At 59.2% G+C, this 14,032-nt stretch carries 11 protein-coding genes; 5 read left to right on the top strand and 6 right to left on the bottom strand.

The window, feature by feature from the left end:
* Positions 1 to 2 precede the first annotated feature (2 nt).
* The 3 genes from cui to upp form a co-directional block, all read right to left on the bottom strand.
* Positions 3 to 557, bottom strand: a complete 555-nt coding sequence (gene cui / locus ASF13_RS25385; RefSeq protein ID WP_072166419.1) for a colicin immunity protein Cui — start codon at positions 555 to 557, stop codon at positions 3 to 5.
* A 238-nt stretch (positions 558 to 795) separates the two neighbouring features.
* Positions 796 to 2,085: a uracil permease gene (gene uraA / locus ASF13_RS17070; RefSeq protein ID WP_056239005.1), complete on the bottom strand. Its 1,290-nt coding sequence runs from the start codon at positions 2,083 to 2,085 to the stop codon at positions 796 to 798.
* A gap of 206 nt (positions 2,086 to 2,291) precedes the next feature.
* A complete protein-coding gene (gene upp / locus ASF13_RS17065; RefSeq protein ID WP_056239002.1) occupies positions 2,292 to 2,918 on the bottom strand; it encodes a uracil phosphoribosyltransferase in 627 nt (208 codons plus the stop codon).
* A gap of 242 nt (positions 2,919 to 3,160) precedes the next feature.
* On the opposite strand from upp, the gene purM reads away from it, so the two are divergent.
* Positions 3,161 to 4,201 (top strand): phosphoribosylformylglycinamidine cyclo-ligase, encoded by a 1,041-nt coding sequence (gene purM, locus ASF13_RS17060; protein WP_056239001.1) that lies wholly within the window; start codon positions 3,161 to 3,163, stop codon positions 4,199 to 4,201.
* Positions 4,198 to 4,836, top strand: a complete 639-nt coding sequence (gene purN, locus ASF13_RS17055) for a phosphoribosylglycinamide formyltransferase (RefSeq protein WP_056238998.1) — start codon at positions 4,198 to 4,200, stop codon at positions 4,834 to 4,836. Before purM ends, purN begins: the two co-directional genes overlap by 4 nt.
* A 191-nt stretch (positions 4,837 to 5,027) precedes the next feature.
* Here purN and pstB read toward each other — a convergent pair whose 3' ends face one another.
* The 3 genes from pstB to ASF13_RS17040 are packed head-to-tail and all read right to left on the bottom strand — an operon-like array spanning position 5,028 to position 9,621.
* The gene (gene pstB / locus ASF13_RS17050) at positions 5,028 to 5,804 is read right to left on the bottom strand and encodes a phosphate ABC transporter ATP-binding protein PstB (RefSeq protein WP_056238995.1); all 777 of its coding nucleotides are present in this window, start codon (positions 5,802 to 5,804) and stop codon (positions 5,028 to 5,030) included.
* Positions 5,805 to 5,818: 14 nt separating this feature from the next.
* Positions 5,819 to 7,468 carry a phosphate ABC transporter permease PstA gene (pstA, locus tag ASF13_RS17045; protein ID WP_056238992.1) on the bottom strand — a complete coding sequence of 550 codons (1,650 nt, stop codon included), beginning with the start codon at positions 7,466 to 7,468 and terminating at the stop codon, positions 5,819 to 5,821.
* Complete coding sequence (locus ASF13_RS17040; protein WP_056238990.1) at positions 7,465 to 9,621, bottom strand: ABC transporter permease subunit; 2,157 nt, start codon at positions 9,619 to 9,621, stop codon at positions 7,465 to 7,467. The genes pstA and ASF13_RS17040 overlap by 4 nt, the downstream gene beginning before the upstream one ends.
* 144 nt (positions 9,622 to 9,765) lie before the next feature.
* Between ASF13_RS17040 and ppk1 the strand changes: the two genes are divergently transcribed.
* From ppk1 to tehB, 3 genes are all read left to right on the top strand, one after another.
* The gene (gene ppk1 / locus ASF13_RS17035) at positions 9,766 to 11,826 is read left to right on the top strand and encodes a polyphosphate kinase 1 (protein WP_056238987.1); all 2,061 of its coding nucleotides are present in this window, start codon (positions 9,766 to 9,768) and stop codon (positions 11,824 to 11,826) included.
* 6 nt (positions 11,827 to 11,832) lie between these two features.
* Complete coding sequence (ppx, locus tag ASF13_RS17030; RefSeq protein ID WP_056238984.1) at positions 11,833 to 13,359, top strand: exopolyphosphatase; 1,527 nt, start codon at positions 11,833 to 11,835, stop codon at positions 13,357 to 13,359.
* A gap of 66 nt (positions 13,360 to 13,425) precedes the next feature.
* On the top strand, positions 13,426 to 14,031 hold the full coding sequence (tehB, locus tag ASF13_RS17025; RefSeq protein ID WP_056238982.1) for a tellurite resistance methyltransferase TehB: 606 nt from the start codon (positions 13,426 to 13,428) through the stop codon (positions 14,029 to 14,031).
* Position 14,032: the final 1 nt, after the last annotated feature.

The raw sequence follows: 14,032 nt of genomic DNA, 5'->3' as shown, positions 1-14,032 counted from the left end.
TATCAGGGGGAAAAGTGCCCCCTTTTTTTATCCTTATAAAACAAACATGTCACATAAGGAAATAAAAAAAGAAAATAGGTCAACATTGACACAGAAAAATGTATACATGCAAAATAAATCAACAGAAAATACTCATTTCTCGATATGTATTTCACAAACCTGCCAGACTCCGTAATATCATGATTGCAAAATATCATAAATAAAACCACAGCAACATAAAAAAAAGGAAAAAGCAGACAGGAATGCAGCAGTTTTTTAAAATCACCTTTCCCTTTCATTACTACTTTCCCAATCGAAAAAATGAACCATAACAATCCAAAAAAAGGTGCCGTCTTGACATAAGCACTCAAAAAAACGCTTAGTGCATAATGATGATATGATATTATTGCCGGCCAGTCACTCACGTATCGAATCACCCATCGCACAAAGTCTGACTCGGGGGAGATGACATAAAAAGAAAAAACACAAACCGAGGAAAATACTGAAAAAAACACATTTAAATAAAATAAGTTACTTATTCTATAACCGTCATGGCCATCCCTTTTTCTCGCATTCATAAAACCTCCTGTAAAAACCACCAGCCATTAATTGTAAAAAAATCAACTTATCATAGGTTACTGCACCGAAAAACGTTTCCAACCTGAACATTAAAATTTCAATATTCATGTTTTCACAATGCCATACAATTTAGGTGAGGGAAAGTGATAATAATAGAGGAATGGCAACCTGATAAAAAACCCAGGTTTATTAACAGCCTGGGTCATTATTTTCCGGAGGATAATACGCCGTTCTACGTTACTTCGCGTCGCCGCGCTCGTCCGCCACGTCGATCACCTCTTCTTCTTTTCTGAACAGGCTGATGACTTTGAAGGTCAGGCTCAGCCCCACGCCAACGATGGTGGCCAGCGCCATCCCTTTCAGTTCGGCCGCGCCGATATGTACCTTGGCACCGCTGACGCCGATAATCAGGATCACCGAGGTCAGGATCAGGTTCTGCGCTTTGTTGTAATCCACTTTCGATTCAATCAGCACGCGGATACCGGAAGCCCCGATCACCCCGTACAGCAGCAGCGAGACGCCGCCCATCACCGGCACCGGTACCGCCTGAATCGCCGCCGCCAGTTTGCCGACGCAGGAGAGCAGGATCGCCAGGATCGCCGCGCCGCCGATCACCCAGGTACTGTAGACGCGGGTAATCGCCATCACGCCGATGTTTTCACCGTAGGTGGTATTCGGCGTTGAGCCGAAGAAGCCGGAGAATACCGTGGAGATACCGTTAGCAAACATCGAGCGGTGCAGGCCCGGATCCTTCATCAGGTCTTTTTTGACGATGTTCGCGGTCACCACCAGGTGGCCTACGTGCTCGGCAATCACCACCAGCGCCGCCGGCAGAATGGTGAAAATGGCATACCACTCAAAGCGCGGGGTATAGAAGGTCGGCAGCGCGAACCATGGCGCATTCTGCACCGGGGTCCAGTCGACGATGCCCATGCCGTAGGAGAGCGCGTAGCCGACCAGCACGCCGATCAGAATCGGGATAATCGCCAGGAAACCGCGGAACAGAACCGACCCAAATACGGTAACGCCCAGGGTCACCAGCGAAATAATAATGGTTTTGCTGTCCACCGCCGCGCCGTCAGCCGGCAGCAGGCCGGCCATACCGGCCGCGATGCCCGCCAGCTCGAGGCCGATCACCGCCACAATCGCGCCCATCGCCGCCGGCGGGAACATCACGTCCAGCCAGCCGGTACCGGCCTTTTTGACGATCAGCGCCACCAGGCAGAACAGCACGCCACACATGATAAAGCCGCCCAGCGCCACTTCATAACCCAGCGGCAGCAGCAGCAGCACCGGGGAGATAAAGGCAAAGCTGGAACCGAGGTACGCCGGAATTTTACCTTTACAGATAAACAGATACAGCAGCGTACCGATGCCGTTGAACAGCAGCACGGTGGCCGGGTTGATGTGGAACAGGATCGGCACCAGTACCGTCGCGCCAAACATGGCGAACAGGTGCTGGAAGCTGAGTGGAATGGTCTGCAGCAGCGGTGGCCGCTCGTGTACGCCAATTGCGCGACGCGTCATGTTTTCATACCCCTATGAGTGTTTGCCATAAAAAAGCCGACTCTGCGGTCGGCTTATTCAAAAAAAAGAGTGTTTCAGGTCAGGCGTTATCGTCGCAGCCAGTCTGGACACGGCCAGCGCGCAGGGACCGGAGCGTACAATCAGTACGTGACGGTCACGAGCGCTGCCCGGGTGCAAAATGGCAAGTAAGATAGCCTGAAGCATAGTTACTTAGTACCGAAGATCTTATCGCCGGCGTCGCCGAGGCCGGGGATGATATACCCCTTCTCGTTCAGGCCCTGATCCACCGACGCGGTATACACCTCAACGTCCGGGTGCGCTTTTTCCAGCGCGGCCAGGCCTTCCGGCGCCGCAACCAGCACCAGCACCTTAATGCTGTTACAGCCGGCTTTTTTCAGCAGGTCGATGGTGGCAATCATCGAACCACCGGTGGCCAGCATCGGGTCAACCACCAGCGCCATGCGCTCTTCGATGTTCGACACCAGCTTCTGGAAATAAGGTACCGGCTCCAGCGTCTCTTCGTCGCGGTAGACGCCGACCACGCTGATGCGCGCGCTTGGCACGTGCTCCAGCACGCCTTCCATCATGCCGAGACCGGCACGCAGGATCGGCACCACGGTGATCTTCTTGCCTTTGATCTGCTCAATCTGTACCGGTCCGTTCCAGCCTTCGATGGTGACGGTCTCGGTTTCCAGATCGGCGGTTGCTTCATAAGTCAGCAGACTTCCCACTTCTGACGCCAGTTCACGAAAACGTTTGGTGCTTACGTCATGTTCACGCATCAGACCCAGTTTATGTTTGACCAGCGGGTGTTTGACTTCCACGATCTTCATTGTTGTACTCCCGGAGTGTTAAGCTGCAAAAAAAAATCGCGAGATTATAGCGCCATTTATCCGAAGCGCCATATGTCTTAGCGCAATAGTTTGCACTTCTTCGGCCACACCCTAAGGATTAACGAAAATCTGACTATCCGCAACGCACGCGCAGATGGCGCTCGCAAACGTTTGCCTGCGCTGGTAGAATTGCCGCGCTTTATTTTCAAACCACCAACCGCAAACCGCGTGGGGATTTCGCAGTGACCGACAAAACCTCTCTCAGCTATAAAGACGCCGGCGTAGATATCGATGCAGGCAACGCTTTAGTCGACCGTATCAAAGGCGTAGTGAAAAAGACCCGCCGCCCGGAAGTGATGGGTGGGCTGGGCGGTTTCGGTGCCCTTTGTGCACTGCCGCAGAAATACCGTGAACCCGTGCTGGTTTCCGGCACCGACGGCGTCGGCACCAAGCTGCGTCTGGCGATGGATCTGAAACGCCACGACACCATCGGTATCGATCTGGTCGCCATGTGCGTCAACGATCTGGTGGTTCAGGGCGCGGAGCCGCTGTTCTTCCTCGACTATTACGCGACCGGTAAACTGGACGTGGATACCGCGGCCAGCGTGATCACCGGCATCGCCGAAGGCTGTTTACAGTCTGGCTGCGCGCTGGTCGGTGGCGAAACCGCTGAAATGCCGGGCATGTACCACGGTGAAGATTATGACGTGGCCGGTTTCTGCGTCGGCGTGGTGGAAAAATCAGAAATCATCGACGGCAGCAAAGTGGCTGACGGCGACGTGCTGATCGCCCTTGGCTCCAGCGGCCCGCACTCTAACGGCTACTCGCTGGTACGTAAAATTCTGGAAGTCAGCAACACCGACCCGGAAACCACCCAGCTGGAAGGCAAGACGCTGACCGACCATCTGCTGGCCCCAACCCGCATCTACGTGAAAAACATCCTCAGCCTGATCGAGCAGGTTGACGTGCACGCCATCGCCCACCTGACCGGCGGCGGCTTCTGGGAAAACATCCCGCGCGTACTGCCGGATAACACCCAGGCGGTGCTCGAAGAGTCAAGCTGGCAGTGGCCGGCGGTATTTGGCTGGATGCAGCAAGCGGGTAACGTCAGCCGTCACGAGATGTACCGCACCTTTAACTGTGGCGTGGGCATGGTGATTGCGCTCTCCCCGGCGGATGCGGATAAAGCCGTAGAGCTGATGACCGCTGCCGGTGAAAAAGCCTGGAAGATCGGCGTGATCAAAGCGTCTGACTCTGAAGAGCGTGTGGTTATTAACGCATGAAACGCATAGTCGTGCTGGTTTCCGGCAATGGAAGCAACTTACAGGCAATCCTGGACGCCTGCCAGCAGGGACGCATCGCGGGCAGCGTGGCCGCCGTGTTCAGCAATAAAGCGGCCGCCTTCGGCCTGGAGCGCGCCCGCGACGCGGGCGTCCCGGGCCACGCGCTGGCTGCCAGCCAGTTTGCCGACCGTGAAGCGTTCGACCGCCAGCTGATGCTGGAGATCGACGCCTATGCGCCGGATCTGGTGGTGCTGGCCGGCTATATGCGTATCCTCAGCCCGGCGTTTGTTCAGCACTACGCCGGGCGGATGCTGAATATCCATCCGTCGCTGCTGCCGAAATACCCGGGGCTGCATACGCACCGCCAGGCGATTGAAAACGGCGATAACGAGCACGGCACCTCGGTGCACTTCGTTACCGAAGAGCTGGACGGTGGCCCGGTGATCCTGCAGGCCAAAGTGCCGGTGTTTGCGGAAGACAACGAGGAAGACGTCGCCGCACGCGTTCAGCATCAGGAGCACGCGATTTATCCGCTGGCGATCGGCTGGTTCCTCAATGGCCGCCTGACCATGCGCGATGATGCCGCGTGGCTGGACGACCAGCCCCTGCCTGCCGAAGGGCATGCGTTCGAGTAATTCCCCTACGGGCAGACGATGGTTTGCCCGTCATTTTATCTGCTGAACTTTTCTTGCCTCCCCTGCCGGATACTATCCCTTACTGACCAGGTTCATGTTAAGTGAGACGGCCTTTGCGCACGCTTTGTTCAGCTGCGATAGGGATAGCCCGTTTCATCCCCGGCTGGCCGGAATCGGACATTAAGACCCGATCAGCCAAACCGCCCGGTAATATAGTCTTCCGTTTTGCGCTGGCGCGGCGCGGTAAACAGGTCGTCGGTTTCGCCAAACTCCACCACGCTGCCCTGATGCATAAACGCGGTGTAGTCGGAGACGCGCGCCGCCTGCTGCATATTGTGGGTCACCAGCACCAGGGTGAAGTGCTGCTTCAGCGTGCTCATCAGCTCCTCGATCACCAGCGTGGAGATCGGATCCAGCGCCGAGGTCGGCTCATCCAGCAGCAGCACCTCCGGTTCGATGGCGATCGCCCGGGCGATCACCAGCCGCTGCTGCTGGCCGCTGGAAAGCGTCAGCGCGTTCTGCCACAGGTTATCCTTCACTTCCGGCCACAGCGCGGCGGCGCGCAGCGCGCGCTCCACCGTTTCATCCAGCACGCGGCGGTCGCGGATGCCCTGCAGGCGCAGGCCGTAGACCACGTTGTCATAGATGCTTTTCGGGAACGGATTAGGGCGCTGGAACACCATGCCCACCCGGCGGCGCAGCGCAGAGAGATCCTGACCGCTGCCAAGAATCGACCGCTGCTGCAGGCGGATATCGCCTTCAATCCGGCAGCCGTCGATGGTGTCGTTCATACGGTTAAAGCAGCGCAGCAGCGTCGACTTACCGCAGCCGGACGGGCCGATCAGCGCGGTAATACGGTTCTTCGGCAGCCGCAGGCTGATGGCGTTGAGCGCCGTTTTGCTGCCGTACCATAAACTGAGTTTGTCTATCTCAAGCGCGGTATCCGCGTCATCAAACGTTACCACCATCACTTTATCCTGTATTAGTGCATCAGCGCACGATAGCGCTCACGCAGGCGGTGGCGCAACAGCATCGCCACCAGGTTCAGCCCCAGAATCAACAGTACCAGCAGCAGCGCGGTGGCAAACACCAGCGGCTTGTCGGCTTCGGCGTTGGGGCTCTGGAATGCCAGATCGTAGATCTGGAAGCCCAGGTGCATAAATTTCCTGTCGAGGTGCAGCCACGGGAACACCGCGTCCACCGGCAGTTCCGGCACCATTTTCACCACCCCCACCAGCATCAGCGGCGCGGTTTCTCCCGCCGCGCGGGCCACCGCCAGGATCAGGCCGGTGAGCATCGCCGGCACCGCCAGCGGCAGGGTCACGTGCCACAGGGTTTCCGCCTGGGTGGCGCCCAGCGCCAGCGAGCCCTGGCGCAGCGAAGGCGGAATGCGCGACAGCCCCTCTTCGGTGGCCACGATCACCACCGGCAGCGTCAGCAGGGCCAGCGTCAGCGACGCCCACAGCAGGCCGGGGGTGCCAAAGGTCGGATTGGGCAGCGAGTCGGCGTAAAACAGCCGGTCGACGCTGCCGCCGACCAGCCAGACAAAGAAGCCCAGCCCGAAGACGCCATAGACGATCGACGGCACCCCGGCGAGGTTGACCACCGCAATGCGCACCAGCCGCGTCAGCAGGTTGTTGCCGGCATACTCGTGCAGCCAGATGGCGGCAATCACCCCTAACGGCATCACCACCACCGACATCAGCAACACCATCAGCACCGTGCCGAAAATCGCCGGAAAAACGCCACCGTCGCGTTGGTTCTGCGCGCCTGAGTCACTGACAAAATGCCACAGCTGCTGGCCAAAGTGCCGCCACTTCTGCCAGACGCTCATCGTATTCGGCTGCCAGGCCGCAATAATCTGCACCAGCGGTATGCTGTGCTGTACGCCTGCCGCATCGCGCAGCAGCAGCGTGGTTTCGGCGCTCTCTCTGTTCAGCGCCGCCAGCCGCGCGGCATAGCGGTCGAACTGCCGCTGCAGCTCGGCGCGATCGGCCTCATAGACCGACTGCGCCTGCGGGGTGAAGCGCTGCCCGGCGCGCTGCTGCTGCTGGCGTCTGTCCAGCTGGGTCAGCTGCACGTTCAGCCGCGCCATCTGCACCCGGCGCAGGCTGTCCGCTTCGGCGCTGCGCTCACTCGTCTGCTGCAGCAGCTGCTGCAGAGTGAGGGCCAGATTTTCCGCCATCAGCGGCTGTTGTCCTTCCCGTAGCCCCTCAAACCAGCCGTAGGCGTTACCGCCTGAGCGGCGCTGCAGCACCATCGCCTGCGGCGGATAGCTGATGCGGGTCACCTGGCTTGCGAGCACCGGCCTGAAATCCGGTGCGGCGAAATCACGGTTGCCGGTTTTCAACAGATAGCGGGTCACCGGATCGGGCAGCTTATCGGTGAACGGCAGGCCGCTGGCCTGCAGCTGCTGGCGGGAAACCTGATGAGTCTGGGCAATCTCACCCAGCAGGAAACTCTGTCCGTCAGGGGTACTGACCGCCATCAGCGCCACCGGCTGCGGCCAGAAGTAGCGAAGCCCCTGCCAGCCGAGCAGGCCGATCAGCAGCACAAACGCCAGCAGGCTGAACGCCACCGCGCCGCCGGTCAGCCAGCGCCAGCGGTGGTTATTGTTAGCCGCGTTGATCATCCCTGCACCTCCTGCTGGCCGTAGCGCTGCCGCAGCCGCTGCCGCACCATCTCCGCCAGGGTATTCACCACCAGCGTGAAGATCAGCAGCACCAGCGCCGACAGGAACAGAATACGATAATGACCGCTGCCCGCCGCCGCTTCCGGCATCTCCACCGCCACGTTAGCGGCCAGCGAGCGCAGCCCGTCAAACAGGCCACCGTCGGTGATCGGCGTGTTACCGGTGGCCATCAGCACGATCATCGTCTCGCCCAGCGCGCGGCCAAAACCTATCATCAGCGCGGCAAAAATGCCGGACGACGCACCGGGCAGTACCACCCGCGTCAGGGTTTGCCACTGGGTAGCCCCCAGCGCCAGCGACCCCTGCCCCAGCGAGACCGGCACGCTGAAGATAGCATCCTCGGCCAGGGTGAAGATCAGCGGCACCAGCGCAAAGCCCATCGCCACGCCGGCGATCAGCAGGTTACGCTGCTGATAGCCGCCGCTCAGACGATCGGCCAGCCCCTGCCCCCACAGCGCCTGCTCGGCCAGCGGCACCGCCCACAGACAGAACAGCGCGGCCAGCAGCAGCAGCGGCAGCAGGATAATCACCTCCCGCCCTTCGCCGAGCAGCCCGCGCCGCCAGCGGGCGGGCAGCCGCTGCACGGTCCAGCCACACAGCAGCAACACCAGCGCCAGCATCAGCGGCAGCAGCAGTACGCCAGAGAGGCGGCTGGCCACCTCAGGCGCCAGCCACAGCCCGGCGATCAGGCCAATCACCACGCTGGGCAGCGCGCCCATCATCTCAATGGTCGGTTTTACCCAGCGCCGCAGCGCCGGTGACATAAACCAGGCGGTATACATCGCCGCCGCCAGCGCCAGCGGCGTGGCAAACAGCATCGCCAGCCCGGCGGCTTTCAGCGTGCCGGCCACCATCGGTACCAGGCTGAATTTACCCTGGTAATAGTCGTTGGCGGAGGTGGACTGCCAGACGTAGTCTGGTGCCGGGTAGTTTTCATACCAGACTTTCTGCCACAGGCTGTTCCAGCTCAGGTCCGGCCAGGGATTATCCAGCCGGTAGTGCAGCCAGCTGCCCTCGCGCTCCAGCAGCAGACCGTCGCCTTCCGGACTGAACTGCGCAAAGGTGGCACCCGCGGGCAGCATATGGGTGAGCACCGCACCCGGCTGTTTGCTGGCGTACAGCTCCAGCTCGCCTTGCGGGCTGAGGGTGGCAAACACGCGACGGTGTGGTTCAGCGATCAGCAGCGGCTGCCAGCGCGCGCCGTCGAAGCTGCGGATCTGGCGTAAATGCGGTCCGGCGGGGCCGGCCACGTCAAACCACTGCGTCACCGCACTCTCGTCGGCGATCAGCAGCGAGCTGCCGCCGCTGAGGATCGCCATACTGTTCGCCGGGCGGGCTAAGGTCAGCGCATCACGCAGCTGCGGTGCACCCTGCCCGAGCCGCCAGACGCGCAGCTGAACCCCCGACAGTGCAAACAGCAGATTGCCGTCGGGTGACAGCAGCATCTGGCTGACGTTACGCAGGTTGATGCGCGTGCTCTGCGCCGGCTGCCCCTGCTGCAGCTGCACCAGGGTAATGTGGTCGTCACCGGCCAGCGCCACCCGCCAGCTGTCGGCAGCCGACTGGGCTACACTGAGCTGATGCACGCGCGTTTCCCCTACCGACAGCGGGACGTCGCCCAACGGAAAATGCCAGGCGGGGGGGCGATCGCGGGCAAACAGCGGCTGCACCAGCTGCAGGCTGCCGTTCTCCGCCAGCAGCAGCACGCTCTGATTATCGCTGCTGCGGCTGGCGACCACCGGCCCGGCCAGCAGCGCGGCCGGGGCCTGTTCTGGTTTACCGGTCAGCGAAATAAAGCGCCCGCGGCCCTGGTTATCAATGCGCCAGCCCCACTGCTGTGCTTTATCGCTGCCCATGGCAACGACGGGCTGGCTCTGGCCGAGGGCAATCACCGTACCCTGCTGCATGGACGGCGCAATAAACAGCGGCACCACCACCCAGATCAGCCAGAAAAACAGCAGCATCATCACCAGCAGAATGGCGACCCCGCTCGCGGTCACCACGCGCCGCGTCAGCCAGTCGGTCAACTGGCGGCGGCGGGCGTTGTCGGGAACGGCAATGGGGTGTTCAGTCATACCGGATCGGGTTTCCATTAGGGAGTCTGGGCGCTATGGTGCCCGTATGTCGTTAATAAGACAATCAACAATCGTCGCACGATAGACAACGCTGCCATACTCTCGCCATAATGTTTCAGAATAATGGATACCTTAATCCTGAAGCAGCCAAACGGAGTAAAAATGGGTCAGGAAAAGCTGTATATAGAGAAAGAGTTAAGCTGGCTTTGCTTTAACGAGCGGGTGTTACAGGAAGCAGCGGACAAAACCAACCCGCTGATCGAGCGTATGCGCTTTTTAGGGATCTACTCCAATAACCTCGAAGAGTTCTACAAGGTTCGCTTTGCCGACCTGAAACGCCGCATTCTGATCGGCGAAGAGCAGGGTTCACCAAGCACGCCGCGTCACCTGTTGAAAAAAATTCAGGCGCGGGTGCTGAAGGCCGATCAGGAGTTTGACGGCCTCTATAACGACCTGCTGCTGGAAATGGCGCGTAATCAGATCTTCCTGATTAACGAACGCCAGCTCTCACCGAATCAGCAAAGCTGGCTGCGCCACTACTTTAAACATCATCTGCGCCAGCACATCACGCCTATCCTGATAAACCACGACACCGACCTGATCGAATTCCTTAAGGATGATTACACCTACCTGGCGGTAGAGATTATCCGCGGTGAGGATACGCGTTACGCGCTGCTGGAAATTCCGTCTGACAAAGTGCCCCGCTTCGTTAACCTGCCGCCGGAAACGCCGCGCCGTCGCAAGCCGATGATCCTGCTGGATAACATTCTGCGCTACTGCCTGGGCGATATCTTCCGCGGCTTCTTCGATTACGATGCGCTGAACGCCTATTCGATGAAGATGACCCGCGACGCCGAATACGATCTGGTCAGCGAAATGGAGTCCAGCCTGCTGGAGCTGATGTCCTCCAGCCTGAAACAGCGCCTCAACGCTGAACCGGTGCGTTTTGTTTATCAGCGCGATATGCCCAACGCGATGGTCGAGCTGCTGCGCCAGAAGCTGAATATCTCCAGTCAGGATTCGGTGGTGCCGGGCGGCCGCTACCACAACTTTAAAGACTTTATCGGCTTCCCGAACGTCGGCAAAGCCAACCTGGTTAACAAACCCCTGCCGCAGCTCCGCCACGTCTGGTTCGATCGCTTCCGCAACGGCTTCGATGCCATCCGCAATCGCGACGTGCTGCTCTACTATCCGTACCACACCTTTGAGCACGTGCTGGAGCTGCTGCGTCAGGCGTCGTTCGACCCGGCGGTGCTGGCGATCAAGATCAACATCTACCGCGTGGCCAAGCACTCGCGCATCATGGATGCGATGATCCACGCCGCCTATAACGGCAAAAAGGTCACGGTAGTGGTTGAGCTGCAGGCGCGCTTCGATGAAGAGGCCAATATCCACTGGGCCAAACGCCTGACCGAAGCCGGTGTTCACGTGATCTTCTCCGCCCCGGGGCTGAAAATTCACGCCAAGCTGTTCCTGATCTCCCGTAAGGAAGGCGACAACGTGGTGCGCTATGCACATATCGGTACCGGCAACTTTAACGAGAAAACCGCCCGCATCTACACCGACTACTCGCTGCTGACCGCTGACGCGCGCATCACCAACGAAGTACGCCGGGTGTTTAACTTTATTGAAAACCCGTACCGCCCGGTGACCTTCGAGTACCTGATGGTGTCACCGCAGAACTCCCGGCAGATGCTTTACCAGCTGGTTGATAACGAGATCGCCAACGCGCAGAAAGGGATACCTGCCGGCATCACGCTCAAAATCAATAACCTGGTGGACAAAGGGCTGGTCGATCGCCTGTACGCCGCCTCCAGCTGCGGGGTAAAAGTCGATTTGCTGGTCCGCGGCATGTGCTCGCTGATCCCCAATCTGGAAGGCATCAGCGAAAATATTCGTGTCATCAGCATCGTTGACCGTTATCTTGAACACGATCGCGTCTATATTTTCGATAACGGCGGTGACAAAAAAGTCTTCCTTTCATCCGCAGACTGGATGACCCGTAATATCGATCACCGTATTGAGGTGGCAGTTGCCCTGCTTGACCCGGTGTTGAAACAGCGCGTGCTGGATATCATCGCACTGCTGCTGAGCGACACCATGAAGGCACGCTACGTTGATAAAGAGCTGAGCAACCGCTACGTGCCGCGCGGCAACCGCCGTAAGGTGCGCGCACAGCTGGCTATTTACGACTACATCAAATCCCTTGAGCAACCAGACTAATTAACTATGCCAATATCCCATAAAAGTACGCCCAGGCCACAGGAGTTCGCCGCTATCGACCTGGGTTCGAACAGTTTTCACATGGTGATTGCCCGCGTAGTGGACGGTGCCATGCAGGTGCTCGGCCGCCTTAAGCAGCGGGTGCACCTGGCAGACGGGCTGGACAGCAATAACGTGCTGAGTGAAGAGGCGATCCAGCGCGGGCTGAGCTGCCTGGCGCTGTTTGCCGAACGTCTGCAGGGCTTCAGCCCGGCCAACGTGACTATCGCCGGTACCCACACCCTGCGCCAGGCGGTGAACGCCGAGGATTTCCTGCAGCGTGCCGCAGACGTGATCCCCTATCCGATCGAAGTGATCTCCGGGCACGAGGAAGCGCGCCTGATCTTTATGGGCGTGGAACATACCCAGCCGGAGAAAGGCCGTAAACTGGTGATCGACATCGGCGGTGGTTCGACCGAGCTGGTGATCGGCGAGGACTTTGAGCCAAAGCTGGTGGAAAGCCGCCGCATGGGCTGCGTCAGCTTTGCCAATCTCTACTTTCCGGAGGGAGCAATCAGCAAAGAGAACTTCCGCCGCGCCCGGCTGGCCGCCGTGCAGAAGCTGGAGACCCTCGCCTGGCAGTACCGCCTGATGGGCTGGCAGTACGCGCTGGGCGCGTCAGGCACCATTAAAGCCGCCTGTGAAGTGCTGGTGGCGATGGGTGAGAAAGACAAACTGGTCACGCCGGAACGGCTGGAAAGGCTGTGCGATGAAGTGCTTAAGCACAAATCTTTTGACGCGCTGAGCCTGCCGGGGCTGTCTGAAGATCGCAAAAGCGTTTTTGTGCCGGGCCTCGCCATTCTGTGCGGCGTGTTCGATGCGCTGGCGATCCGTGAACTGCGTCTTTCCGACGGCGCGCTGCGTGAAGGCGTGCTGTACGAGATGGAAGGCCGTTTCCGCCACCAGGATATCCGCAGCCGCACCGCGCAGAGCCTGGCAAACCACTACGCCATCGACAGCGATCAGGCGCGGCGGGTGCTGGAAACCACGGTTGAGCTGTACGACCAGTGGCACGCGCAGAACACCCGTCAGGCCAATCCGCAGCTGGCCGCGCTGCTGAAGTGGGCGGCGATGCTGCACGAGGTCGGGCTGACCATCAACCACAGCGGCATGCAGCGCCACTCGGCCTACATTCTGCAGTACACCAACCTGCCAGGATTTACTCAGGATCAACAACTGCTGCTGGCAACGCTGGTACGCTACCACCGTAAGGCGGTGAAAGTGGACGATTTGCCGCGCCTGACGCTGTTCAAGCGCAAGCAGTTCCTGCCGATGGTGTTCCTGCTGCGCCTTGGCACGCTGCTGAACAACCAGCGCCAGGCCACCACACGCCCTGAAAAGTTAACGCTCACCACCGACGAAGGCCACTGGACCCTGACCTTCCCGCGTGACTACTTCAGCCAGAACAACCTGGTGCAGCTGGATCTGGAACGCGAGCAGATTTACTGGAATGAAGTGGTGGGCTGGCAGCTCACTATTCAGGAAGAGTCCTGATCCTCAGGCGAGCCCCGCAGGTTCGGGCTCGCCTGAACCTGTTCAACTTATCGTGACCCTAACACCATGACCGCAAGATCCGACACCTTCTTTAGTGAAAAATATCAGCTTACCGCCCCGCATTCGGAAGTGGTGGCCGCCCTGCCACAGCTTACCCCTGGTCACGCCCTTGACGTAGGCTGCGGCAGCGGACGCAACGCCCTGTTCCTGAACAGCCACGGCTTTACGGTGACGGCCTGGGATAAAAACCCGGCCAGCCTGGCGACGCTTAACCATATTATCGACGCGGAACAGCTGACCGGCATCAGCACCGCACAGCAGGACCTCAACGACCTGCGCTTTAACGGCAGCTACGAGCTGGTGCTGTCAACGGTAGTGATGATGTTTTTACAGCCCGAAACCATACCGCAGCTGATTGCGGATATGCAGGCCAGCACCGTCAGGGACGGCTACAACCTGATCGTGGCGGCAATGGACACCAGCGACTATCCCTGCACGCAGGGCTTCCCCTTCACCTTTAAATCCGGCGAGCTGAGCAACTATTACCGCAAATGGCATATCGTTAAATACAACGAAAACGTCGGCCAGCTGCACAGAACCGACGCGCAGGGGCAACGGATCTCGCTGCGTTTTGCCACCCTTCTGGCGCAGAAAGGCAGCGTGAAAGCCTGAT

It is taken from the genome of Erwinia sp. Leaf53, from assembly GCF_001422605.1.
In the GTDB taxonomy this organism is placed as follows: Bacteria; Pseudomonadota; Gammaproteobacteria; order Enterobacterales; family Enterobacteriaceae; genus Erwinia.
This window is presented reverse-complemented; position numbering and strand designations above follow the sequence as displayed.

Excerpts from the sequence above, each read along its gene's own strand:
- cui (WP_072166419.1), bottom strand. The coding sequence starts at position 557 with ATGAATGCGAGAAAAAGGGATGGCCATGACGGTTATAGAATAAGTAAC.
- uraA (WP_056239005.1), bottom strand. The coding sequence starts at position 2,085 with ATGACGCGTCGCGCAATTGGCGTACACGAGCGGCCACCGCTGCTGCAG.
- upp (WP_056239002.1), bottom strand. The coding sequence starts at position 2,918 with ATGAAGATCGTGGAAGTCAAACACCCGCTGGTCAAACATAAACTGGGT.
- purN (WP_056238998.1), top strand. The coding sequence starts at position 4,198 with ATGAAACGCATAGTCGTGCTGGTTTCCGGCAATGGAAGCAACTTACAG.
- pstB (WP_056238995.1), bottom strand. The coding sequence starts at position 5,804 with ATGGTGGTAACGTTTGATGACGCGGATACCGCGCTTGAGATAGACAAA.
- pstA (WP_056238992.1), bottom strand. The coding sequence starts at position 7,468 with ATGATCAACGCGGCTAACAATAACCACCGCTGGCGCTGGCTGACCGGC.
- ASF13_RS17040 (WP_056238990.1), bottom strand. The coding sequence starts at position 9,621 with ATGGAAACCCGATCCGGTATGACTGAACACCCCATTGCCGTTCCCGAC.
- ppk1 (WP_056238987.1), top strand. The coding sequence starts at position 9,766 with ATGGGTCAGGAAAAGCTGTATATAGAGAAAGAGTTAAGCTGGCTTTGC.
- ppx (WP_056238984.1), top strand. The coding sequence starts at position 11,833 with ATGCCAATATCCCATAAAAGTACGCCCAGGCCACAGGAGTTCGCCGCT.
- tehB (WP_056238982.1), top strand. The coding sequence starts at position 13,426 with ATGACCGCAAGATCCGACACCTTCTTTAGTGAAAAATATCAGCTTACC.